The 26986-nt window shown below is 55.0% G+C and carries 8 protein-coding genes; all 8 read right to left on the bottom strand.

Features of this window, described 5'->3' with window-relative positions; all coding sequences use genetic code 11:
* Positions 1-132 precede the first annotated feature (132 nt).
* Positions 133-8604, bottom strand: a complete 8472-nt coding sequence (locus tag EDM60_RS25645) for a non-ribosomal peptide synthetase (protein ID WP_122966487.1) — start codon at positions 8602-8604, stop codon at positions 133-135.
* A 39-nt stretch (positions 8605-8643) separates the two neighbouring features.
* Positions 8644-12939, bottom strand: coding sequence for a non-ribosomal peptide synthetase (locus tag EDM60_RS25640; protein ID WP_122966486.1), 4296 nt, complete (start codon positions 12937-12939; stop codon positions 8644-8646).
* A gap of 109 nt (positions 12940-13048) precedes the next feature.
* Complete coding sequence (locus EDM60_RS25635; RefSeq protein ID WP_229049681.1) at positions 13049-14233, bottom strand: DegT/DnrJ/EryC1/StrS family aminotransferase; 1185 nt, start codon at positions 14231-14233, stop codon at positions 13049-13051.
* On the bottom strand, positions 14230-15171 hold the full coding sequence (locus tag EDM60_RS25630) for an ROK family protein (RefSeq protein ID WP_122966485.1): 942 nt from the start codon (positions 15169-15171) through the stop codon (positions 14230-14232). The genes EDM60_RS25635 and EDM60_RS25630 overlap by 4 nt, the downstream gene beginning before the upstream one ends.
* The gene (locus EDM60_RS25625) at positions 15168-16253 is read right to left on the bottom strand and encodes a Gfo/Idh/MocA family protein (RefSeq protein WP_167470387.1); all 1086 of its coding nucleotides are present in this window, start codon (positions 16251-16253) and stop codon (positions 15168-15170) included. Before EDM60_RS25625 ends, EDM60_RS25630 begins: the two co-directional genes overlap by 4 nt.
* Positions 16254-16340: 87 nt before the next feature.
* Positions 16341-17456 carry a hypothetical protein gene (locus EDM60_RS25620; RefSeq protein WP_122966483.1) on the bottom strand — a complete coding sequence of 372 codons (1116 nt, stop codon included), beginning with the start codon at positions 17454-17456 and terminating at the stop codon, positions 16341-16343.
* A gap of 23 nt (positions 17457-17479) precedes the next feature.
* On the bottom strand, positions 17480-22195 hold the full coding sequence (locus tag EDM60_RS25615) for a type I polyketide synthase (RefSeq protein ID WP_122966482.1): 4716 nt from the start codon (positions 22193-22195) through the stop codon (positions 17480-17482).
* A complete protein-coding gene (locus tag EDM60_RS29290; RefSeq protein WP_244226813.1) occupies positions 22195-26985 on the bottom strand; it encodes a type I polyketide synthase in 4791 nt (1596 codons plus the stop codon). Before EDM60_RS29290 ends, EDM60_RS25615 begins: the two co-directional genes overlap by 1 nt.
* Position 26986 lies beyond the last annotated feature (1 nt).

Genomic DNA, 26986 nt, shown 5'->3' with positions numbered 1-26986 from the left:
GACAGGAAAAGCGACTTGTTTATCAGACGTGGTTGGCTAAAGCACGCCCTCGTATCTGTTTCAGATTAGCGTGGATGCAAAAAAAAATCCCGCCTAAGTGAAAGGCGGGATTTTGTCCGTATGCTTCGGTTGTCATGGATTGGTTGTCGCGATTTCTTCTCGATCGCGATTCGCATTCTCGACGATTTGCTGAACCAGGTCGTAAAAATGTGAGAGGAACTCATGAACTGTGTCGTCTGGAAGATAAGTCTCCCGGTACGTCATTTCCAGATGCATGGTGCGCTGATCTTCCTGTACGACGACAACGTGCAGATCGAACTTGCTTGGAGCGCCGTCATACTCGACAGGCAGCAGCTTGAGACCGTCGATTTTTTCTGCCTCATCTTGCTGCGCGAATTGGAACATGACATTGAACAATGGGTTGCTGTTGATCTCGCGTGGGACGTTCAGTTTGTCTACAAGATGGTCGAAGGCGTAGTCCTGATTTTCGTATGCTTCCAGCAGACGCTCTTTCACCTCGCTCACGTACGCGAGGAAAGACTGGCTGCTTCGTGGCCTGTTGCGAATGGCCAACGTGTTGACAAACATCCCTACGATATTTTCCAGTCCATCATGATGTCTTCCCGAAATGGGAGTGCCGACTACAATATCGTCCTGCCCAGACAGCTTGGACAGCAGGAGGGTAAAAGCAGCCAGCATGACCATAAACAAGGTTGTATCTGTCGAGTAAGCGAGATTTTGCAGCTCTGTGGCCAGTTTTTCTTCCAGGGAAACATGAAGCGTTCGGGATTTCACTTCTGCTGTCAAGGCCGCAGGGCGACTGAATGGCAGGCGCACCGGATGAACAGGTTCTTTGAATACGTCCAGCCAGTATTGCTCCTGCTTTTGCCATTCTTGCGTTTTCATCAGCTGGTTTTCCCAAACGGCGTAGTCTTTGTATTGCAGACGGAGCGTCTCTAGTTGCCTTTTCTCGTACAGGGCTGCCAATTCTTTAAGCATGATCGCTACGGACATGCCGTCGGTTATGATATGGTGCATGTCGATGATCAGAATGCTCTCTTCCCTGTCCGTCAGCTCGATCAGCGCCGCGCGAAACAGCGGTGCCTTGTCAAGGCGAAACGGTCTGACAAAATCGCGGATCATCTCTGCCGCTTCTGCTTCTGTCAGCGCATACACCGGAAACGCAAACGAGACAGCGGAATCTATTTTTTGCCGGAGTGCCCCGCTCTCCACTTCCAGTTGAAACGCCGTCCGCAGTGACTCATGCCGCTGGACAAAGTCCCGCATGGCTTGTTCAAGCCGCTTGCTGTCCAATTTTCCGTTCACTCTGCGTATGACGGGAACATTGTAAGAGGTTCCTCTTCCCAGCAGTTTATCGATCATGAACAACCGCTTTTGCGCTGATGAGGCCGGGTAATCAGGACGTTCTTCCACTGCTTCCAAAGCAGGCAGTGTATTCATGCCCGCGTAGCTTGTGTCGAACTTGACGGCCAGTTTCTCCGCACGCTGCTTGAGCTGTTGCTCGTGCTCCAGCGTAAGTGCCAAGCTTCGTTCTACCGGGTAAGCCGTGTTCGGCTGGGTCCGGTCGTCATTCTCTGCGTTGGAGAGCAGCTCGATGTCCGCAAGGCGCTGGTCGGCATCTTGGGCAAGCTTTGTCAGCAGATGAATGTAGTGGCCCAGCAGCCGCTCCATCGTGCTTGTGGCAAACAGACTGGTGCAGAACTCCAGATTCAACTGAAGACCTTTTTCTTGTTCCACCGCTTCCAGCATGAGGTCAAACTGGGACGCCTGGTTGTGGATCGGCAGAGCGACCAGCTTGATGGCTTCTATCGCTGGAAGAGAGTTTTCCATGTTTTGCAGGACGAACATTGTGTCAAACAGCGGATTTCGGCTTAAATCGCGCGTAGGTTGCAGCTTTTCGACCAGCTTTTCAAACGGCCATTCCTGGTGCTCGTACGCTTGCAGGCAACTCTCCCTGACTTCGGCCAGAAAGGCACGGAACGGCTTGTCTGGATGCGGGAAGCTTCGCAAGGCGAGCGTGTTGACGAACATGCCGACCAGATGTTCAAACTCTGCCTGCGGTCTGCCTGCGATCGGAGAGCCGACGATGATATCGGTTTGGCCCGTATATTTGTGCAGCAGTACATAATAGACCGACAACAGCACCGTATACAAGGTCGTGTCTGTTTCCTCCGCCACTTGTCTCAACTTGCGGGTTAAAGAAGGATCTAGGCGCGCAGTTACCTTGTCTCCCGCGAAGCTTTGCAGCGGCGGCCGCGGATGGTCCAGCGGCAAGTTCAACACCGGAAGCTCCCCTTGCAGCAGATCGAGCCAATACTTTTCCTGGCTCTGCAATGTCTCGCGGCGCTTGCACTGCCAGTTTGCATAGTCTTTGTACTGCATCGGCAACGGTTCCAGCGTCTTGCCTTCGTACAGCGCGGCAAACTCTTGCAAGACAATCTGGAGAGAAATCCCGTCGGCAATGATATGATGCATGTCGAGCAAAAGCAGGTGTTCCTCTGCGCCAAGTCGGATTGCTTTCACCCGAAATAGCGGACCGACACTCAGGTCAAACGGACGGACGAATTGGCGGATAAGCTGGTCGGGCTGTTCTCCGCTCGCTTCTTCATACGTGAAAAAGCCGTCTGCTTTTGGCAGCACTTTTTGCACCACCGTGTCGCCGATCAGCTCGAAGCAGGTGCGCAGCGACTCGTGCCGGAGGCTCAGTGCGGCAAAAGCTTGCTGGCAACGGGCTGCGTCGAACGGTCCAGACACATGCGCCGCCCACGGGACGTTGTAAGCCGTGCCGACGTGCTCGAACTGTTCCAACACATAAAGTCGCTCCTGCTCCGAGGAAAGCCGATGGTACTGCTGCCCTCCTGCTGTCGGTATCGCGTCCACGCTCGTTTTCGGCGAGTGGCGAATGACTTCCGCAAGCTGCTGGATTGTCGGCTTTCGAAACAGGGTGGAAATCGGGATTGATACGCCAAATGCCTTTTTCATCCGCGAGAGCAGCGCAACCGCTTTTAGCGAATGCCCACCCAAGCGGAAAAAGCTGTCCTGGTGACCTACCTTGCGGATGCCCAGCGTCTCCTGCCACAGCTTCACCAGTTGCTGCTCGATTTCCCCTTGCAGCTGGACGGTTTCTGTTGGCTCCAGTTCTGCGGACGGCACTGGCAGCGCTTTGCGGTCGACTTTGCCGTTTGGCGTCAGCGGCATGGCTTCCAGCACGATCACAAACTGCGGAATCATGTAGCCTGGCAGTTCGGTTTGCAAATAATCGTAGATTTGCTCTGTGGTCAAGGTCTGGGCTGGCACGACATAAGCGCGCAAGGTCGTGTCTCCCCCGGCGTCCTGTAGCGCGGTGACGACCGCTTCTTTAACTTGTGGATGGTCGAGCAGCTTTTTCTCGATTTCCTCGATCTCAATGCGGAAGCCGCGAACTTTCACCTGATGGTCGACTCTGCCGATGAAGACGATCTGTCCATCTGGCAGCCTTTTCACGACGTCGCCTGTCTTGTACACGACCTGCTCAGGCAGCTCCTTGCCCTGCACGAACCGTTCTGCCGTCAACTCCGGGGCGTTGTAGTAGCCAAAACCTACCCCGACACCGCCGATGCACAGCTCGCCCTCCAGCCCTTCCGGCACCAGGCGCATGTCCTTGTCCACGACATACAATCGGACGTTGTCAATCGGTTTGCCGATCGGCAGGTTTGTTTCTCCTTGCCAGTCTTTGCTGTGTAGGCGGTAGTAGGACGCAATATCTGTGCATTCGGTCGGGCCGTAAGTGTTGACGATTTCCGCCTGGCAATGGGCGCTGCGCAGCCACGGCGCGAGCTGGTTCATATGGATCGGTTCGCCGCCCAAAAATACCCAGCGCAAGCTTCTCAACTTTTGATAATCGTCGTCCGCATTGGCTTCTACCAACGGGTAAAAAGCGCTGGGCGTGCAGTTGATCGCGGTAATCCCTTCGCGCTCGATTGTCGCTGACATTTGCTCGTAGTCGTAGAGACCAGGTTCGAAAAGCACCAGCCGCCCCCCGGTGATGAGCGGCGCGTACAGGTTTTTTTGCGCCAGATCAAAGCTGGCAGAAGCGATGAGCAGCATCCGGTCGTTTTCGCCCAGCGCAAATTCGCGCGTGTACCAATGCAGCAAGTTGACAAACGAATGCGAGCGAATCATGGCGCCTTTCGGATTGCCAGTGGAGCCGGACGTGTAGAGGACGTACATCGGCTGTTCCGGGTCGTAGGAAAGCGGCAAGTCTTCACTGGGCCACGCACACTCAGCCGCCAGCAGGTCTTCCACCGCGACGACCTCGGCTTCTGAATCGGTGATGCGATCTTGCACGGAGCGCTGGACGAGCAGCAGCTTCGCCTTGGAATGACGCAGCAAGTAGCGCAGCCGCTCCGCCGGATAGCCCGGGTCCACAGGCGTGTAGGCAGCACCTGCTTTCAGCACGCCAAACAAGCCCGTAACCAGTTCCAGGGAGCGCTCCGCCATGACGACCACGACATCCCCTTTGCCGATTCCTTTATGGTGCAGGGCGTGGGCAATCTGGTTGGAGTGGGCGTGCAACTGCGCGTACGTCAGGCTTTGCTCGCCAAACACGACAGCGATGTCATCCGGGCGCTGCTCGACCTGCCGCTTCAACATGTGCGCAATGCTCTGCTCTGCCGGATAGGCTGTAGTTGTCTCGTTCCAGCCGTAGACAAGCCGCTCGCGCTCGTCGGCAGAAAGCATGTCCATGTCGATCAGGCGCTGGTCGGCATCCTGGACGAGCTGTGCCAGCAGATTGACGTAGTGGCTCAGCAGCTTTTCCATCGTGCGCGGAGCAAACAGCTTGGTGCAAAACTCCAGATTCAGTTGCAAACTGCCTGCTTGTTCAACGGCTTCCAGCATGAGATCAAACTGGGACGACTGGCTGTTGATCGGCAGGGCAACCAGCTCTACTCCTGGCAGACTCGGAAGAGAGTTTTCCATGTTTTGCAGGACGAACATCGTGTCAAACAGCGGATTTCGGCTTAAATCACGCGTAGGCTGGAGCTTCTCGACCAGCTTTTCAAACGGCCATTCCTGGTGCTCGTACGCTTGCAGGCAACTCTCCCTGACTTCGGCCAGAAAGGTGCGGAATGGCTTGTCTGGATGCGGGAAGTTTCGCAAGGCGAGCGTGTTGACGAACATGCCGACCAGATGTTCAAATTCAGCCTGCGGTCTGCCTGCGATCGGAGAGCCGACGATGATATCGGTTTGGCCCGTATATTTGTGCAGCAGCACATGATAGGCTGCCAGCAACACCATGTACAGGGTCGTGTCTGTTTCCTCCGCCACCTGCCTCAGTTTGCCGACCAAAGAAGTATCTAGGCGCGCAGTTATCTTGTCTCCCGCGAAGCTTTGCAGCGGCGGCCGTGGATAGTCCAGCGGCAGATTCAACACCGGAAGCTCCCCTTGCAGCACATCGAGCCAATACTTTTCCTGGCTCTGCAATGTCTCGCGGTGCTTGCACTGCCAGTTTGCATAGTCTTTGTACTGCATCGGCAACGGTTCCAGCGTCTTGCCTTCGTTGTATAGCGCGGCAAACTCTTGCAACACAATCTGAAGGGAAATCCCGTCGGCAATGATATGGTGCATATCGAGCAAAAGCAGGTGTTCCTCTGCGCCAAGTCGGATTACTTTCACCCGAAACAGCGGACCGACACGCAGGTCAAACGGGCGGACGAATTGGCGGATGAGTTGATCGGGCGCTGCTCCGCTCGCTTCCTCATACGTGAAAAAGCCGTCTGCTTTTGGCAGCACTTTTTGCAACACGGTGTCGCCGATCAGTTCGAAGCAGGTGCGCAGCGTCTCGTGCCGGAGGCTCAGTGCGGCAAAAGCTTGCTGGCAGCGGGCTGCGTCGAACGGTCCAGACACGTGAGCCGCCCACGGGACGTTGTAAGCGGTGCCGACATGTTCGAACTGTTCCAGCACATAAAGCCGTTCCTGCTCCGAGGAAAGCCGGTAATACTCCTGCCCTCCTGCTGGCAGAATCGAGGCGACGCTCGTTTTCGGAGAGTGGCGGATGACTTCTGCAAGCTGTTGGATCGTCGGCTGACGAAACAAGGTGTGGATCGGGATCGCCACACCAAATGTTTTTTTGATGCGCGAGAGCAGGGCAACTGCTTTTAAGGAGTGACCACCCAAGCGAAAGAAGCTGTCCTTGCGACCTGCCTTGCGAATGCCCAGCACCTCTTGCCAGAGCTTCAGCAGCTGTTGCTCGGTTTCGTCTTGCAGCTCCGCTTCCGCAGCTTGTTCTTCCGCTTGTGCCAGTTCCTCGGAAGGTACAGGCAGCGCTTTGCGGTCGACTTTGCCGTTTGGCGTCAGCGGCAAAGCCTCCAGCACGATCACAAACTGTGGAATCATGTAGCTTGGCAGTTCAGCCTGCAAATAATCGTAAATTTGCTCTGTGGTCAAGGTCTGGGCTGGCACCACATAAGCGCGCAAGGTCGTGTCTCCCCCGGCGTCCTGTAGCGCGGTAACGACCGTTTCCTTGATTCGCGGATGGTCGAGCAGCTTTTTCTCGATTTCCTCGATCTCAATGCGGAAGCCGCGAACTTTCACCTGATGGTCGACCCTGCCGATGAAGACGATCTGTCCATCCGGCAGCCTTTTCACGACGTCGCCTGTCTTGTACACGACCTGCTCAGGCAGCTCCCTGCTCTGCACGAACCGTTCTTGCGTCAACTCCGGGGCGTTATAGTAGCCAAAACCTACCCCGACACCACCGATGCACAGTTCACCTTCCAGCCCTTCCGGCACCAGGCGCATGTCCTTGTCCACGACATACAGCCGGACGTTGTCGATCGGTTTGCCGATCGGCAGGTTTGTTTCTCCTTGCCAGTCTTTGCTGTGTAAGCGGTAGTAGGACGCAATATCCGTGCATTCGGTCGGGCCGTATGTGTTGACGATTTCCGCCTGGCATTGGGCGCTGCGCAGCCACGGCGCGAGCTGATTCATATGGATCGGTTCGCCGCCCAAAAATACCCAGCGCAAGCTTTTCAACTTTTGATAATCGTCGTCGGCATTGGCTTCTACCAACGGGTAAAAAGCGCTAGGCGTGCAGTTGATCGCGGTAATCCCTTCGCGCTCGATTGTCGCTGACATTTGCTCGTAGTCGTAGAGACCAGGTTCGAAAAGCACCAGCCGCCCTCCGGTGATGAGCGGCGCGTACAGGTTTTTTTGCGCCAGATCAAAGCTGGCAGAAGCGATGAGCAGCATCCGGTCGTTTTCACCCAGCGCAAATTCGCGCGTGTACCAATGCAGCAAGTTGACAAACGAATGCGAGCGAATCATGGCGCCTTTCGGATTGCCGGTGGATCCGGACGTGTAGAGGACGTACATCAGCTGTTCCGGGTCGTAGGAAAGCGGCAAGTCTTCGCTGGGCCACGCACACTCAGCCGCCAGCAGGTCTTCCACCGCGACGACCTCGGCTTCTGAATCGGTGATGCGATCTTGCACGGAGCGCTGGACGAGCAGCAGCTTCGCCTTGGAATGACGCAGCAAGTAGCGCAGCCGCTCCGCCGGATAGCCGGGGTCGACAGGCGTATAGGCAGCACCCGCTTTTAGCACGCCAAACAAGCCCGTAACCAGCTCCAGCGAACGTTCCGCCATGACGACCACGACATCCCCTTTGCCGATTCCTTTATGGTGCAGGGCGTGGGCAATCTGGTTGGATTGGGCGTGCAACTGCGCGTACGTCAGGCTTTGCTCGCCAAACACGACAGCGATGTCATCCGGGCGCTGCTCGACCTGCTGCTTCAACATGTGCGCAATGCTCTGCTCTGCCGGATAGGCTGTAGTTGTCTCGTTCCAGCCGTAGACAAGCCGCTCGCGCTCGGCGGCAGAAAGCATGTCCACGTCCGCCAGGCGCTGGTCGGCATCCTGCGCAAGCTGTGCCAACAAATTGACGTAGTGGCTCAGCATCCGCTCCATCGTACTGGGCAAAAAGAGCTGGACATCATACTCGACTTGCAAAAAGATGCCGTCCTGTTCCAAGTCGAATGCGAGCGCGAAGTCGTCCTTTTCCCCGGCTGTATCTGTATGCCGCTTTTTGATGCGTACATCAAAGAGCGGATTTCTGCTCGGATCTTGGGGCAACTCCATGGTTGCCAGCAGTTCTTCGTAAAAAAATCGCTTGGCGGCATGAGCCTGCATGCATGTCTGCTCGACTGTCAGCAAAAATTCGCGCCATGTCCTGTCCTGATGCACATGACCAGTCGCAACGGCGGTGCGGGCTGTCTCGCTACCTCCAGCCTGTTGAAGCGAATCAGACGACCAGCCCACGACGACATGCTCTTGGCCTGTATATTTCGCGAGCAGGAGCATGAAAGCAGCAAGCAGAAAGACTTCCGCAGATACCGTTTCCTTTTCTGCCGCAAGCTCCAGCTTGCTTTTCAACTCCAGCCCAGTCTTGTGCGCGACGACTTCTTTCTGCGTGCCTTTAACGGCTGGCCGTACAAAATCCAACGGCAAATTTAGTGCATGTGTACCTTGCCAATCAGACATCGACTGTTCGCCGTCTCCTGGTCGTTGGTCGTTCCTGTTGGCAGCACCAGCAAGCTTCTGCATCATGAGTTGCGCTCCTTTTGTATCAAAATAAGAGGATTCACATCACCCGCGCTCGGGGGCAATCGCTGCAAAAAAAGAAGCCATTTCCGCAACAGCAGGCTCTTTGAAAATGGAGAAATGATCTCCCTCGATTTCATGCAAGGCGATGGGACGATAGAAAAAGGCGTTCCACTTGTTTTCCTCGATTGCCGATTTCTGCGCTTTGACCAAATGAGCCTGGGCAAACACTTTTCGCGGCGGTTGATAGTGGACATAGGCATGCTGCAAATCGATAAACAGATGCACATAACGGTAAAAATCAACTTGCTGGCCGTGGGCATAACCCGGAATCGCCTGCATGATCTCTTTCGGCATCACGGCTTCCAGTGTTTCATGCGTCAAGTTGTGCTGCTCCATGTACTGCGCCACCTTTTTGTACAAGCCGTACAACGTCGTTTCCTGCTCCAGCTGGGCGCTCCACTCTGCTGCTGTCACTACTTGTGCCATTTGCTGTCTGACTGAGGCCACGACCGCCGGGTCAGGCTGCTGGAGGTGCTGATGCAATAGCGGCGGAGAAGAATCGATCAGGACGAGCATGTCTACCTCATCTCCGTCGGCCTCCAGCTGTCTCGTGATTTCAAAAGCGAGCAATCCCCCCAGACTCCAGCCTGCCAGATGGTATGGACCTTCGCCTTGGACTTTTTTGACTTTTTCCAGATAGTTCTGCGCCAGCGCTTCGATGCTGATTTCCTGACTTTGCGCGTCATGGTTTACCTCTGCCGGAATGCCATAACACGTAAATCTGTCGCCAAGATAGTTGACCAGTTCCAAATAAGCGTCGATACTGCCGCTTATATCGTGAATCAAAAACAAGGACGGGGCTTCGGCAGAGCCTTTGTTGATTAACACCAGGTCGTGATTGCCGTCTGCTGATGCTGGCGACGCCTCCGATTGCAGGTATGCGGCGATTTCTGCGATCATCGGCTTGGTGTAAACGGCGCTAACGGGAACATCCATGTTTAACTCCCGGCGAATTTGCGAAGCAATCAAAATGATTTTCAACGAATTGGCCCCGACGGAGAACAAGTTGGTGCGAACGCCAAGCTGCTCGACATGCAGCACTTTTTGGCAAATGTCCGCCAGCTTCTTTTCCAGCTCGCTTTCAGGCAGTTCATCCGCAGTGAACTCCACCTCTACAACAGGCGTCGGCAGCAGCTTTCTGTTTACTTTTCCGCTGGCCGTTAACGGGATTTCCTCTATCGCCACAATCGCATCCGGCACCATGAAGCGCGGCAATCTTTTGGCAAGATAGCTCTTCACCTCATCCGGCTTGATCTCGTCTCGGGCTACGTAATAAAGGCAGAGCAGCTTCTCTTCGGCCGCACTCGTTTTGATCGCGGCTGCGGCTGACTCAATTTCGGGAAGCTCCAGCAGCGCATTCTCGATTTCGCCCAATTCAATGCGCACGCCCCTGATTTTGACCTGCTCATCAATACGGCCCAGATACTCGATGTTGCCATCCGGCATCCAGCGGACGAGGTCTCCGCTTCGGTACATTCTGTTGCCAGGACTCCACGGATCGTCGACAAATTTTTGCGCCGTGATCTCGGGCTGATTCAAATACCCTCTTCCTACCCCGATCCCGGATATCATCAGCTCGCCTGCCACGCCAATCGGCTGGAGGCCGTCTTTTTGATCCACAACGTACAGGCGGATATTGTCAATGGGCTTGCCCACAGGAATAATCGTCCGCGCAGGACGCACTCCGTAGTCAGCGGAGCAATCGAACCACGACACCTCGACAGTGGTTTCGGTCGGGCCGTACAAATTGATGAGTCTCGCCCCGGTTCGCGCATGGATCATCCGGTTGAAGGTGTTGACGGTACTCGGGAGCAGCGCTTCCCCACTCGCAAACAGGAAGCGAAGACTGGACAGCCGTTCTGTTTCCTGCTCGATGCGCGGCTCTATATAGGAAAGAAAGCTGCTCAGCATGGAGGGAACGAAGTGCATAAGCGTGATGCGCTCGCGAGCGAGCGTGGCGAGAATGACTTCGGGATCTTTCTCCATGCCAGGCGCCAGGAAGCAGACTCGCGCCCCGTGGAAATACCATCCGAACAGCTCCCAGACGGAAACATCGAAGGTAAACGGTGTTTTTTGCAAAACGCAGTCATCTGCTGTGATCGGAAATTGTTTGTGCATCCAGGCAATCCGGTTGACCACGGAACGATGCTCGATCATGACGCCTTTTGGCTGGCCAGTGGAGCCAGAGGTGTACATAATATAGGCCAGATCAGCAGGAGTGCTTCTCGGCGTCAGATTGGAATCGTCCTGGGCGTAGAAGGCGGGCTCTTTTACGTCCACGTACAGCGACTTCACATGCGGGCTGCTGTCCTGCACGTCCCGATCAACGAGGACGACCTTGGCCTGGCTGTCCTCCAGCAAAAACGTCACCCGATCTGGCGGATAGTCCGGGCTGATCGGCAAATACGCGCCGCCCGCCTTCAAAATCGCCAACAGAGATACCATCATGTCGACAGACCGCTCCAGCATGACGCCTGCCGTTACGCCAGGGCCAACGCCTTTGTCCACGAGCGCTCTCGCCAGCTGATTGGCCTTTTGGTTCAGCTCGCGATATGTGAGCGATTGATCTGCGCAACTAACGGCAAGCTTGTCCGCATACAGCTCAACTCGCTGCTCGAAGATCGCTTGCAACGTTTGTTCTGTAGGCAAATCAGCCGTTTCCTTGTTAAAAAGGTGCAAAATATGGTGTCGCTCGGCTTCTGTCAGCAAGCTGAACTCTTCCAGCTTGCGCGCTGGCTGCGAGAGGACCGCTTCCAGCAGAATGGTGAAGTGTTCGCCCATTCGCTGAATCGTGCCGGGATCGAACAATTCCATGTTGTATTCCATGTTCAGGCAGATAGCTCCTGAATCGAGAAAGTAGATGCCGCAGGCAATATCTTGACTGTTCCCGCTCTGTAATGTATCGCCTTCCGCTCCGATGATCGATTCCGTCACAGAATCCATCTCCGTGTGAATATTCAGCGAGACGCGATACAAAGGGTGGTCTGTCTTGGACACGCCATGGTGTCGGCAAATGCTTTCCTCCAGCTCATCGACGTCGTACTCCTGATGCTCCAGCGAACGGATGAGGCTGTTTTTGACCTGTTGCAAATATTCCGGAAGCGCTTGTTCCGGAACAGCCTGAAACCGGATCGGAACGGTTCGCAAAAACACGCCGATGCTGTTTTCAAGCCCACTGTAGCGGCGTGAAGACAGCATCCCCAGGGTGATATCGGTTTGCGCGCAATATTTGGAGAGAAGCAGGCCGTAAACGGCCGTCAGCAAAATGCTTGGTGTGACTTGATGCTGTTTGGCGACGGTCTGAATGGCCTCTGTCGTCTGTTCACTCAAATAGAAGTTTTTGTTGCCATACGTCGAGATCAGGCCATTGCTACGAGGACGATCAAGCGGCAGATTCAAAACGGGCAGCTCGTCGGCAAACATATCCAGCCAAAAAGCTTTCTTTTCCTGATACGCTTCCGACTTTTCCAATTCGTTTTGCCATACGCAATAATCGACGTATTGCAGTTGCATCTTGGGCAGCAGCTCTCCCTTGCTGATGCACTCCAATTCGTGATACACCAGTCGAAGCGAAGAGGCGTCGAAAATAATGTGGTGAAAATGCAAAATCAACAGACTGCCTTCTCCCGGCAAGCGAACCAGGCCAATCCGAAAGAGTGGGAGCTGGTCAAGTGTGTACGGCCGATTGATTTCGGCCACGCATTTTCGAATGAACTCCTCCTGCAACGCTTTTTCCGCCGGGGCTTCCCAGTAAAGCAGGCGAAAAGAATCCGCTTGCGACTCGTCGTGAACGAACTGAACGACTGCGTCAGCTTGAATGCCGACTGTGGTGCGCAGCAATTTGTGTCTTTTCATTATGTATTGAAAAGCTTGCTCCAGCTCAGACGGCTCGATCTCATGCTCCACTCTGCGAATGTCGATAACGGCATTTTCAAGCCCGTCGAAATAGGCAAAGAACATCTTTTTTTGTGTCCAGGAAACAGGGTAGTAAGGTCTGTCCGGGACAGGCTTTATGAAAGAAATCGCGTCGTCCTGCGAACTGCGGATGTATGCCGCCAGCTCCCTCATGGTGAGATGGTTGAAGATGTTTTCCAAAGAGATTTCGCTATCAAACTCCACGCCGATTCTGACCTCAAGCTCCAGCGCTTTTAGCGAGTGGCCGCCGACTTCGAAAAAATTGTCGTCAATGCCCACGTCGCTTCGCTGGAGGACATCCAGCCAAATCGCTTTCAGTCTTTCTTCGACATCGTCAAGCCTCGTCTGGGTGGTTCCGTTCATCGTCTGCTTTCCCCCTTCTGGATAAAAAGGAACGGGTCCCGGCGCTTGTGCTCCGGTACCCGTCCTTTTCCACATCAGCTATCGAGAAAATTTTTCGGCCCTGGCTGGGCTATACGAGCTTTGCTTTTGTGCTCGCTTGCAGTTCCCTGACCGTTTGGGCGATCCCTTTGACCGATTCCGCATCACCCAACAGTGCCCGATGATGAATCCAGATGACCTCTTCGGCAATTTTCTTCGAGACAGGGCAGTGCAACTGGTTCGGGAAAGCGTAGTTATCGCCCAGATCGGCGACGAACTGCTTGAAGATTGGCGTATCGTGAATCTGCGTGTAGGCAATGTAAGCGGGAATGCCTTGTTCGTTCAGCATTTCCACAAACCGCTCTCTTGTGATCCCGCCAAATTCGACCGGATTGTAGTAGAACATGTACATGTAGTGCGTATGGATCGTACACTCTTCTTGACGGATTTGCGGAATGATGCCATCGATTTCTTTCATTTCCGCATCGAGAACTTGCGCATTGTACTCGCGGCGCTTGTTTTGCTCAGCGAGGCGCGCGGTTTGCGGCAGCAGGACAGCAGCCTGAAATTCGGAAATCCGATAGTTGGAACCTTCGACAAGGTGCTGATACTTTTTGTCGCCAACTGGACGGCCCACATTGTGGTACAGGAAAGCCTGGTCATACAAATCTTGAGCATTCGTGATGAGCGCGCCGCCTTCTCCCGCCGTCATCAGTTTAAATTGCTGGAAGCTGAACACCCCGGCATCACCCATGCTGCCTGCGCGTTTTCCTTTCCATTCACCGCCGTGCGCGTGGCAGGCGTCTTCAATAATAAACAGATGAAACTCATCGGCAATCTGCTGGAGCTGGTCCATATCGCACAGGTGTCCCGCCATATGCACAGGAATCATCCCGACTGTGCGCGGCGTAACCGCTTCCCGCACTTTTACCGGATCGAGGCAAAAGGTGCCAGGATCGACGTCTACAGGGACAGGGATCGCGCCCAAGCTGATGACTGGCAACGCCGTCGAGATAAAGGTAAAAGCCGGAACGATTACTTCATCACCCGGCTTGACTCCCAGGCTATGCAAAGCCAGCTTGATCGCGTGTGTTCCGTTTGTAACGGCCAGCGTATGCTTGGCGTGGTGCATCTGGGCAAATACTCGTTCAAATTCTTTTACTTTTGTGCCGGACATGCGCCACCATTGATTGCTGCGCAACGCTTCCAACAATTCTTTTTCCTGGTTTTCATCTGCCATTGGCCAGCTTGGGAATCTTTCTGTCAGGTTACTCATTTGCGAACACCTTCCATTTCTTTATTTTTTTCAAACATTTGCAAACCGTAAGCGATCCCGCCCCAAAGTGCCGCATCGTCTCCCAGGGCGGAAAGTTTTACGCGGACATTCTGCTGCGGCAGGGTGCCGAGGAACTGTTGAACGCGTTTTTCCAGGGAGCGATAATGTTCCGGAAATCTGCTTGCCATGCCGCCGCCGACGACAACCATATCCGGGTCGAACAGGCGCACAGCGTTGGCAATCCCGATCGCCAGCATTCGCAAGGAATCGTCGACGATTGCCTGTGCTGTTGCGTTTCCCGCAGCGGCCAAATGAAATACGTCACTCGCTTTTGCAACCGACAGCCCTTTGGCTTGCGCGATGCGTTCCACCGCCCGGCCAGACGCGTACATTTGCAAGCAGCCGAACCCTCCGCAGGGACATTTTTCTCCCCAAGGATCGACCGTAATATGGCCCAGTTCTCCGCTTGCTCCCCTTGCCCCTGTATACACATTGCCCTGCCATACAAGCGAGCTGCCAATTCCGGTCCCGACTACTGTATACAGCAGATGTTGGACCGAGTGCTCAAGGCCAAAAGCATACTCGCCGAGCGCCGCGAGATTGGCATCGTCAAACAGCACGACAGGCTTGCCTGCCAAGGCGGCGAAAGTATCGCGGAAGGCAAAGCCGTTCCATTCCGGACGATTTGGCCAAGTGACAATGGTTCCTGCGGCATCATGCACAGCAGCCAGCCCGATTACAATGCTGCGTATTTCCATCTGCGCCCTCTGTTCCCAGCCTTCGATGACGCTGATGACTTGCGAAATGGCTTGCAGCGGTTCGATTTCCTGCCCCAATTCCAGCCGGGCAGTTTCCAGCATCGTGGCGCCATCGAGAGCGAAGAGCGCCATTCTCGCCGTGGAACCGCCAAGATCAACAGCGACGAGTCCAGCTCTCATGTGACAACAAGTCCTTTGCGCACCGATTGATAGAGAAGCTCGATCAGTCGAACCACTTTTTCGCCATCTTGTGCAGAGGGAACGGGCTGGCTTTTTTCGCGGATACCCGCCACAAACTGCTCCGCCTGGCGTTGAAAAGCAACAAGCGGATCTGGCTTTGCAGGCAAGGGAAAATACTGGACCTCTTGACCAGCAAACGTCAGCAGCAAATGCGGCTGTTTGTACAATCCTTGATCGCTGAAGCCGAACAAGGTATTCAGCGTCAAACTTCCCCGTTCGCCCTTCAGATGGATTTGCACAAAATCTCCTGCTACATCGTCCTGCCAGCTTACTTGCACCTTGCCGAGCATACCGTTGGCAAACTGAATCATGCCTACTGCCGTATCCTCCACTTCAACCTTTTCCGATTCAGAGCTGCCCAGCCAATTGCTGTACCCTTCCTGAGTGAAAACCGGACGGGAATGGAAGCTGCCCAGGCAAGCAACAGGCTCCTCGGCACCCGTCAAAAAAAGCATCTGGTCGAGCATATGGCTACCCAAATCGATGAGGACGCCCCCTCCCGAAAGCTGCTTTTGCGTAAACCAGCTTCCCGGTCGGGGAATCCCTCTTTTGCGGCGCCAGCTGACTTCGCAGATTTGCACCTCGCCAATTTGCCCGGCTGCGATTCGTGAACGAAGCTCCCGGATATCGTCACGGTAACGGTTGACAAAGCCCATCATCAAAACAGTTCCGGTTTCTTCTGCCAGACGGCGCAATGACTCCGCTTCTTTCGCTGTGGTCGTCATCGGCTTTTCACACAGCACGTGGATGCCTTTTTCCAGGAAGTGCTTGGCGATTTCGTAGTGAGTGTGATTGGGTGTACATAAAATGACGGCATCCAAAGGGACCTGTCCGATCTCGCTTAGACGTGAGCACGCCGCCGCTCCCGCCTGTTCGGCCAGGCGCGCAGCCCGTGCCTCGTCTGTATCGTATATCGCTCGCACGGACACGTTATCAAGCGACAAAAAGCACGGGAGATGCGCGTGTTCAGCGATCCACCCGGCTCCGACAATCCCTATGGACATGTGACGTTGTTCGGCCAAAGCATTCATCCTCTTCATCTGTCATCTGTTGGTTCTGACTCATTCGTTTATGCGAAAGGTTTTTCCTTCCTTTTTATCCGCTTTTTATCAAAAATTTCCTGTTTGTCCCGATGCTGTCGAGCATGTCAAAAGCTCAAGCGTGAGCGACGCTACGCGCTTTTCTTTTTCGTACATGCCGCCGAGCAGCTCTCGCAACGACTCGATTTCGCGCTGGTGCGCCGGGGTGGAAGCCTTGCTGTAGCAGCTCTTGTAATAACATTTGATCAGCGAGTTTCCGAATAACTCCCACTCGTGGCACAGCGTTTGATACTCGCTGCTCAGCTGCTGAAATTCTTGCTCGCTCACCCAGTTCTGCTTATGCAAGATCAAAGGCAAATGAACGGTAGACTTGCGAAAGAAATACGGGTTTTTGAGCGCCACTGCCTTGCGCTGAAACTGCGAAAGGGAAATCCCGAACAATCTCGTCTCCAGGCTGTCTGCGAATTGCTTGATCGCAGATAGTCCGTACGTTGTGGAAATGAGCGGATTTCCTGCATGATCGGTTTTGTATGGTTTGCACTCTTCCCGCAGAAGCGTCTGGAGATTCGCGCTAATCAGCTCTTTTGTGCACCTGGAAAAAAACGCCACCTCTTCTTGCTCCTTTACGCGCGTGACAATCAGGGAAGACGTCTGCGCGGCTGCAAAGGCCCGGTCGAAGCAATCGTAAGGAAGCGCGTATGGTTCCATTTTGCTCGGCTGCATGCAATCCTCGATCAACAGATAAGATTTCGTCTGTTCGTCGTAGCCGTACAGAAAAGCAGGGTGAATTTGCCGGTGCTTTTCCGCGTCCACGCCAGAAGGGTAATGAAAGCGGTCCAAATCGACAAACACGTAATATCCGCTGTGCAAAAACTGCTTGATGGCCAAGTGCACACTGTCTGCTGGTTCCAAGGAGTGGGTTTGGAAATCCAGCACAGAAGAAAAATCCAGCGCGCGGACAACGTCCAGCAGCAGGCTTCCTTCTTCATGCGCCTGGCTGCTGTGCTCTGCCGCTTCCTGACTGCCGTCGTCTGCGACGGAATGTAGCTGATACTGTGCTTGCGCCAGGCACGGGGCGTACGCGAAGTTTTTGTCGTGGTTCATCAATATCGAAATCAAATTGTTGTTAACACAATTCACCCATGTGCCGTTGAATGGCTCAACGGGTAGCGAAAACGCTTCCAATGCTTCTCACCTCCGCGATCATGCTAGACTTGCTCGCTGATCTCTCTGATCAGCAGATCGGCTTCGTCCGCCGTTATTGTGCCTTGCTCCAAATCATTCATGATTTGCTCGATCGTCATGCTGCGTTTTGCCGGGGTGGCGCGCTTTCGCTCCAAATAAGCCGCCATATCGTGAACGGTCGGATACGAAAAAATATTCGAAATCATGAAGACGCCGGGATAGGCTGCGTCCAGCTCCTTTTGCAGTCTGACCGCGAGCAGCGAATTGCCGCCCAAGTCCTCGAAGTTGGCAAAAATGCTGATCTCTTCAAGTCCCAGCACTCTCGCCAAGATGTGCGCGATCTCCTGGTCCCACGCCGTAATCTCCTGATGGTCTGCTTCTTTAATGATCGTAGTTTCTGTGGCTGACGAGTCTGCCGGATAGCTGCCGCTACCAATCGCCTGCGTGACGGCCCTCTCGATGGTTTCTCCCAGCACGTAATCGTGCACCAGACTGTGCCCGATCGTCTCCTTCGCAAGTCGGCGCTTCAACTGGCCGACGATGATCTGGCATTGCTCTGCGTGCAAAAGCTCTGTGAAGATCGCCGCCCCTTGTCTGGGCGTAAGGCTCTCGAACAGGCTCTGGCGGTTGTCGGCTTGGTAGGCTTGCCCCATCCCCACTTCTCGCCAGAGCGGCCAGTTGATCGTCAGCGCCTTTCTGCCTGCTTGGCGCATGTACGCGGCGTACAGGTCGAGGTAACTGTTGGCCGCAACGTAATCGCTCTGCCCGATGCCGCCTGTTACGGTGTGCATGCTGGAAAACATCACAAAGAAATCGAGATTGTCCGCTTCGGTGAGCTGATCGAGCAGCCGGGTGCCTTTTACCTTGGCAGCCAGCACTTCCCGGATGCGGCTTTCCGGTTTGCGCACTAGCAGCCCTTCTCCGGCTACGCCCGCACAATGAATCACGCCATGGATTGTGCCAGACTCGGTGCGGATCGTTTCCAGCAGTTGCCTGAGCTGACTCTCTTCGCTAATGTCTGCCGCGTGAATCTGCACGCTCGCACCCTGTTTTTCCATCTCGCGGATAGAGGCGATCTGCTGGATTCGCTGCTGATCTGCTCCTGCCGCTTCGATCTCCGTCCACGTTTCGCGCGCAGGCAATCCTTGGCGGCTGATGAGGTGGAGGTTTACCGGATGCAAGCGGCTGAGCTGCTTGCCGATTTCCAGGCCCAGTCCTCCGGTTCCGCCCGTAATTAGGTAGACGCCGTTTGCTTTGATTGCGTCCCTGTCTTCTGCTGCTGCCAGTGTCGTTTCCTGCAAACGCTCCACATACCGCTGGTTGTGGCGATACGCTACCTGATACGGGGCAGCTGCGACCGCAAATTCCTCCACGACCTTATGCGGATCGGTATGGGCGTCGACATCGATGAACCGGATGCGAACGTGCGGAAACTCTTCTCGTGCCACTTTGCCAAGACCGAGCAAGCAGCCATGCTCCGGCCGCAGAGTGATCTCATCGCCTGTCACGCGGTTGGCGTAGTCGCCGACGAGGATGATTTCCCATTCCTCGCCGTTACTCGGCTGAGCAGACAGGCTATCGAGCAAGTAATACAGACTGTAAAAGCCTCTTTGCTCGGCGTCATCGAATCCTTTTGCCTCTGTGGCTCTGGCGTCCGTCATGCTCAGCAGATGAATGATCTTCCTGACCTTTTTCGCCTGCTGTTGCCATTGCGGCCACAAGTGATGGTAGTCCTCGCGCTCCTTGACCTGCCCCGCTTCTTTTCCGAAGCCGACTTCAATTACTTCTCCGTAGACAGCGCCAAGCTGCTGCCGAAGCCGCTCCGCCAGCTCGCCTTCCCCTGTGAACACGACGACCGTTTCGTCCGCTTTTTCTGGCGCAGGGGATGCTGTTTGCACCTCTTGGACGATCCAGTCTTTTTCGTAATAGCTCGCCGCCGTCAACTGCGTGCGCACTTGCTTGATCGTGTATCCTTCGATTTCCACAAGCACCTCGCCAGCGGGATTGACGATGTCGATGTCAAAAGTCGCCGTCTGATTTCCTTCCCCCAGCTCCCGCTGACGCACATAGCTGTAAATGGCGGAAGGGATCGGGCCATAGACGCGAATTTCCTGATAGTAAAACGGCAAATACAGCTGCTCATCAATGCTGCGTATCGCAATGTTCGCCGCGTTGTCCAGCATCGCCGGATGATAGTGGTAGTGCGCTGCTTCTGCGCGTTGCGACTCGGAAAGCTCGATGGCAACCAGGCACTCCTTCTCGCCAACCCGCAGCTCCTTGATGTTGTTCCAGTGCGCTCCTGTCGTGATAAAGCCCCCATCTGTCTGCAAGTCCGGCGTGTCGCGAGCCGCAGGGAACGCCTTTTGGAGAGCCGCCAAATCTACGCGCTTTTGCTCCTGCATAGGGCGGCACAGCTTCCCTTCCGCGTGCTTGCGCCACGAGCCATCTGTCTGATCTTTGCTGGCGATGTAGAAGTGATGTTCACCGTCCGCTTTTTTCAGCGTGATTTGCAGCTCGTGGCTCTGCCCTTCCTGAAGCGAAAAGGGCTGCAAAAAGGCAAGCTCCTTGATGACGGTAAGCCCGCCCTGCTGCCTGCCGACCTCCAGCAGCAGCTCGATGTAGGCTGTGCCAGGCAATACGTACTCGCTGCCCACTCGATGCTCGCTCACGACCCAGTCTGTCGCCACAGAAAAAGAGGTCGTGTACACGGTCTGTTCAAGGCTGTCGCACGTTGTCCCGCGAAGCAGCGGGTGCCCTGTCGTTTGCGGCACGGCTTGCCGATAGCCTTGGCTGCTGCTTTCCACCCAGCAACGCGTTTTCTGAAACGGATAGACGGGCAGACTGAGACGGCTGCAGCTGGCTGGGTCGTACATCCGTTTCCAGTCGATCGCTGCTCCCAAGACGTACAGTTCGCCCAAAGCTAAGTAAAAGGAAGCGTCTTTTCCTTGCGCAGTCTTGGCTGTCAGCAAGTCCTCTCCTTGCCGGGACAGCTCCTGCTTCTCCCGCTCGGTCCATTTTTTCTTCGCGCCGTGCTGTTGCTCTGTCGCTCCTCCGCTGACGACGATCTCGTGTACCTGGTACAACACCTGCTCAGCGGAAGCAAGACCGTGTCGTTTCAGGTGCCCCAGCTTGGCGAGCAAATCGTCGTAACTGGTGAAAATGATCGCCAAGCGATGGCTGTAATGGCCGCGTCCCGTGCTCGCCGTATAGCACAAATCTTCCAGATCAAGCTCCCGGTTTTGCGATAAATGCGCGACATATTCCTCGACGAGCTTGAACAGCACCGCTTCGTCTTTGGCAGACAGCGGAAGCAAATAGAGCGAAGGATCGACACTCTCCGGCTTTTGCTGCCTGGCGGGTACTTCTCCTACGACCATGTGGCAATTGGTGCCGCTAAAGCCAAACGAGCTGATCCCGGCGATTCGCGGTTCGCCCGCAGTCGTCCACTCCTGGAGACGATCATTGACATAGACAGGGGAAGCAAAGAAATCAATGAACGGATTCGCTTCCAAAAAGTTGATGCTCGCCGGAAGCTGGCCCTGGCGGATCGCCAGCATCACTTTGAGCAACGATGCCAGCCCCGATGCCCCAACCGTATGTCCGATATTCGTCTTGACGGTCCCGATCGCGCAAAACTGTTTTTTCTTCGTATGGCGGGAAAACGCTTTGACCAGTCCGTCAACCTCGATGGAGTCTCCCAATTTGGTTCCGGTGCCATGAGCTTCGATGTACGAGATCGCTTCGGCGGCAACTCCGGCTTCCTGCCACGCTTGGCAAATGACTTCTTCCTGCGCGCGCGAGTTTGGTGCCGTGATTCCGTCCGATGTTCCGTCGTTATTTACGGCGCTTCCTTTTATCACACCGTAAATGTGGTCCCGATCCCGCAGCGCGTGCTGCAACGGCTTGAGGATGACGACGCCGACTCCTTCTCCCCAAACCGTTCCGTTTGCCCGCTTGTCGAAGGTGCGGATGAGATAATCTTCCGACTCGACAAGACCGAGCATCGGATTTTTGATCGGGCTGTAATTGAGGTGAATCCCTCCGGCAATCGCCATGTCGCAAACGCCGGACTGAATCGCCCGGCACGCTTCATGAACGGCGACCAGTCCCGATGAGCACGAGGTGTCGATGACCAGGCTTGGCCCTTTTGCATTCAGCCAATACGAAATCCGGCTCGACAAGATCGCTGACCAGGTGCCGGACAACAGCAGCGGGTCTTTTTCCGCCGCATTGTCCCGGTACCATTGCCCCCACGTATGATCCGTGCCGATGTAGACGCCTGTATTCGTTCCGCTCAGCTCTTTGTAGTAGTATCCGGCGTCTTCGATCGCTTGATAGGACGTTTCCAGCATCAATCGTTGCATCGGGTCCATGAATTTCGCTTCGACAGGCGAGATTTGGAAAAAGCCGGGGTCAAACTGATCGATTCGCTCCAAATACCCGCCTTTAAAAAACCATTGATTTTTGTCGTTTTTGCCCCATAAACGCTCGTCGATGCAATCGCGAACGCGTGAATCGGGAAACTCGTCGATGCAATTTTGCTGATGCTTCAGTTGCTCCCAAAAGCGGGCGAGGTTTTCTCCTTTTGGAAATTTGCCTGCCATGCCGATAATCGCGATTTCTTTGTCCGCTATCGGCTCGGTCAGCTTTTGACACTGCGCAAGCAACGCGGCAGCATCGGTCGGATGTATTTTTTGCGAAGCGACCAGTTCGAAAATGAGTTGTTCTACTGCCGTCATTACACACCTCCCCCTTTGTTTTTGTAGGCGCCAAGCGCTTCGTGTACGGAGATTTCCCGGCTGGCCAGCCGCTGCAGCAAATCCAGCGTCGTCGTTTCGCTGGCGGCATCTGCGGCACCTGCACTAGGCTGCTGCTTGCTATCTATGTAATCAGCCATCTCCGAGATCGTGGAATAAGTGAACACATCGGAAATATTGAGAATTGGCCCGTACGTTTCTTCGAGAAGCCGGAACAAATAGACAGCCAGGATAGAATTGCCTCCCATGCTGTTGAACTTGGCGGAAACGCTGATTTCTTTGACGCCGAGAACTTGCGCCCAAATTTTCGCGACTTCTCTTTCTGTCGCAGACAAGCTCGTTTCGTCCTGATCCAAAATGCGCAGCGGCTGCTGCTCGCCAGGACGATCCGCTTTTTCTTCGCGTGGAGCTTCGAGCTGTCCGCGGAAAAAGCTTGCCAGCGAATCGCTCAGGACGTAATCGTGCGCCAGGCTGTGTCCGATCGTCTCTTTCGTGAGTCGGCGCTTCCATTGACCGACGATGATCTGGCTTTGGTCGGCGTGCAAAAGCTCTGCAAAGATCGCCGCCCCTTGTCTGGGCGCAAGGCTCTCGAAAGGACTGTGGCGATTGTCCACATCATACGCCTGCCCCATTCCTACATCTCGCCAGAGCGGCCAGTTGATCGTCAGCGCCTTTTTGCCTGCTTGGCGCATGTACGAGGCGTACAGGTCGAGGTAGCTGTTGGCCGCGACGTAATCGCTCTGGCCTGCACCGCCAGTCACCGTGTTCATGCTGGAAAACATCACAAAGAAATCGAGATTGTCCGCTGCGGTGAGCTGATCGAGCAGCCGAGTGCCTTGCACCTTGGCAGCCAGCACTTCCCGGATGCGGCTTTCCGGCTTGCGCACAAGCAACCCATCTCCTGCTACGCCCGCACAATGAATCACGCCATGGATCGCGCCAGCTTCTTTGCGAATGTTCTCAAGCACTTGCCGAAGCTGGCTTTCTACGCTAATGTCTGCCGCGTGAATCTGCACGCTCGCACCCTGTTTTTCCATCTCGCGAATAGAAGCGATCTGCTGGATTCGCTGCTGATCTGTTCCTGCCGCTTCGATCTCCGTCCACGTCTCGCGCGCAGGCAAGCCTTGGCGACTGATGAGGTGGAGGTTTACCGGATGCAAGCGGCTGATCTCTTTGCCGATTTCCAGGCCCAGTCCTCCGATTCCGCCTGTAATTAGGTAGACGCCGTCTGCTTTGATTGCGTCCCTGTCTTCTGCTGGTGCGAGTGTGGTTTCCTGCAAACGTTCCACATATCGCTTGTTGTGGCGGTACGCTACCTGGTACGGGGCAGCTGCGACCGCAAATTCCTCCACGACCTTATGCGGATCGGTATGGGCGTCGACATCGATGAACCGGATGCGAACGTGCGGGAACTCTTCTCGTGCCACTTTGCCAAGGCCAAGCAAGCAGCCGTGCTCCGGCCGCAGGGTGATCTCGTCGCCTGTCACGCGGTTGGCGTAGTCGGCGACGAGGATGATTTCCCATTCCTCGCCGCTACTCGGCTGGGCAAACAGACTGTCGAGCAAGTAATACAGACTGTAAAAGCCTCTTTGCTCGGCGTCATCGAGTCCTTTTGCCGCTGTGGTGCTGGCGTCCGTCATGCTCAGCAGATGAATGATCTTCCTGACCTTTTTCGCCTGCTGTTGCCATTGCGGCCACAAGTGATGGTAGTCCTCGCGATCTTTGACCTGCTCTGTTTCTTTTCCAAAGGCGACCTCGATCACGTCTCCGTAGACAGCGCCAAGCTGCTGCCGAAGCCGCTCCGCCAGCTCGCCTTCCCCTGTGAACACGACGACCGTTTCGTCCGCTTTTGCTGGCAAAGGAGATACCGTTTGCGCTTCTTGCACGATCCAGCCTTTTTCGTAATAGCTCGCCGCCGTCAACTGTGTCCGCACTTGCTTGATCGTGTATCCTTCGATTTCCACAAGCACCTCGCCAGCAGGATTGACGATATCGATGTCAAAGGTCGCCGTCTGGTTGTCGTCCCCTTGCTCCCGCTGGCGCACATAGCTGTAAATGGCGGAAGGGATCGGGGCGTGGACGCGAATTTCCTGATAGTAAAACGGCAAATACAGTTGCTCATCGATGCTGCGAATCGCGATATTTGCCGCGTTGTCCAGCATCGCCGGGTGATAGTGGTAGCGAGCGGTTTCTGCGCGATACGGCTCGGCAAGCTGGATGGCAACCAGACATTCTTCACCTGCCAATCGCAATTCCTGCAAGTTGTCCCAGCGAGCGCCTGTCGCGATGTAGGCTCCGCTTGCTTGCAGATCGGCTGCGCGGGCAGCCACCGGGAGCTTCTGCATGAGAGCCGGCAGGTCTACACGTTTTTGCTCTTGCGTCGGGTGGCACAGCTTTCCTTCTGCATGCTTGCGCCACGAGCCGTCCAACTGATCTTTGCTGGCGATGGAAAAATGCTTTTCTTCGCCCGCTTTTTTCACCGCGATGTGCAGTTCGCAGTTCTCCCCGTCCTGAAGCGAAAAAGGTTGCAAAAAGGCGAGGTCCTTGATGACGGCAAGCCCGCCTTGCTGCCTGCCCACTTCCAGCAGCAGCTCGATGTAGGCCGTGCCAGGCAAAACATACTCGCTGCCCACGCGATGCTCGTTCAAAACCCAATCGTCTTTGACCGACAAGCCGACGGTATACGTCACCTCGCCGGAAACACTTTCCCTTGCAGGCAAGCTCGTGAGCAGCGGATGCCGCAGCTCTTGTGGACGTGCGGGCGACTGTTTGTAGGCCGCGAAGTCCTCCTGGTTGAGCCAGCAGCGAACTTTTTGAAAAGGATAGACAGGCAGGCTGATGCGATTGCAAGCGATCCCCGCGTACAGTTGCTCCCAGTCGATTTCGGCGCCTGCGACGTACAGCTCTCCCAAGGACACATAGGCAGGCAACTCTCTGTTTGGCAAAGCGCTTTTCATGTCTTGCAGTTTTTGCTCAGCCTGCAGCGTCCGTACTTGCTTTTCTTCCTCTGTCACTCTTCGCCAGACGCCAGCCCCAGCCCGCCCCATGGTTGTGTCGGCGCCCGCTTCCCCTTCGTGAACCTGGTAGCGCACGTTTTCTCCCGAGGCAAGACCGTGTTTCTTGAGCTGTTCCAGTTTGCTGAGCAGATCGTCGCAGTCGGTAAAAACGATCGCCAGCCGATGACTGTAGTGACCGCGCCCTGTGCTCGCCGTGTAGCACAAATCGTCCAGATCAACTTGCCGATTGCGGGATACATAAGCGGCATATTCCGCGACAAGTGTCAACAGCACCTGTTCTTCCTTGGCGGACAGCGGAAGCAAATGAAGCGAAGCTGCTTGCTGTCGCTCGGCAAAAGCGGGCGGAGCTTCTTGCAAAACCATATGGCAATTCGTGCCGCTCAACCCGAACGAGCTGATCCCTGCCGTGCGCAGCGCTCCGGCTGTGCTCCATTCGCGCAGCTGATCGTTCACATAAACCGCGGACGAGCTGAAATCAATATTTGGATTCGGCTTTTGAAAATGCAGCGAAGGAAACAGCTTTTTGCTTTTCATGGCGTGGATTACTTTTACCAAGCCAGCAATTCCGGCGGCATGATCGAGATGGCCGATGTTGGTTTTGAGCGAACCGATGGCGCAAAATTGCTTTTTCTTCGTATAGCGCGAAAATGCGCGGGAGATTCCTTCTATTTCAATCGGATCGCCTAGCTTTGTGCCCGTTCCGTGCGCTTCGATATAGCTGATCGTCTCGGGATCGATGCCAGCTATCTCCCATGCCTCGCAAATGACTTCTTCCTGCGCTTTCGAGTTTGGCGCGGTGATGCCGATCGAATTGCCGTCCTGGTTGATCGCGCTGCCTTTAATCACCGCATGGATATGGTCGCGATCCTCCAGCGCCTTTTTCAGCGGCTTCAACAGAACGGCTCCCATGCCCTCGCCTTTTCCGGTGCCATCGGAGCTGGCATCGAACGTTTTCGTTCTTTCGTCTGAGGACTCAATCCCGATTTTGACGTGCTCATGACTTTTCAGCGGGAAAAGGTGCAGCTTGATTCCGCCTGCCAATGCCAGATCGCAAGAACCTTCGATGAGCTGGCGGCAGGCAAAATGAATCGCGACCAAAGTGGAGGAGCAAGCCGTATCGATGGCGACGGCTGGCCCCTTCAAATCGAGCAGATACGAAATGCGGCTGGCGATAATCGATTGGATGTTGCCGGGGATCGCGATCCCCATCGCTTCCGGTGCCAGCAACTGGATACCTTTTTTGTACACTTCGCCAAAATCCGTGCTGTAGCCAATAAACACCCCTGTCTTGCTGCCTGCCAGCTTCGCGCCCCCATAGCCAGCCTCTTCGATCGCTTCCCAGGCCAATTGCAAAAACAGCCGCTGATTCGGGTCCATCAGACTTGCTTCGCGTGGGGATATTTGGAAAAAGCCCGGATCAAACTGATCGATCTCGGGCAAATATCCAACTCGGTCAAACTGCGCTTTGGCTTGGTCGATGGGAAGCATGGGCAGGAAAAGGGCAGCATTTTCCTGCCTGTTTGCCGGGATATCCTGGATGGAGTCGATGCCCAGGTGCAGAAGCTGCTCCAGCCGGGCATCCGTGTCGGCCTGGCCTAGCCGGGCGGCGATCCCCACAATGGCAATGTCGTTATCCGTCTCCTTTTGCTGATCCTGTCGCAAATAATGAATCAGGTGTGCGGCAATGTTTTTGTCCAATTGCCCGGAGCCGACCTGCTGCAATATATAGGAGTACATCTCTTCTTTTTTTGCCATA

The organism is Brevibacillus parabrevis, assembly GCF_003710905.1.
GTDB lineage: Bacteria > Bacillota > Bacilli > Brevibacillales > Brevibacillaceae > Brevibacillus > Brevibacillus parabrevis.
This window is presented reverse-complemented; position numbering and strand designations above follow the sequence as displayed.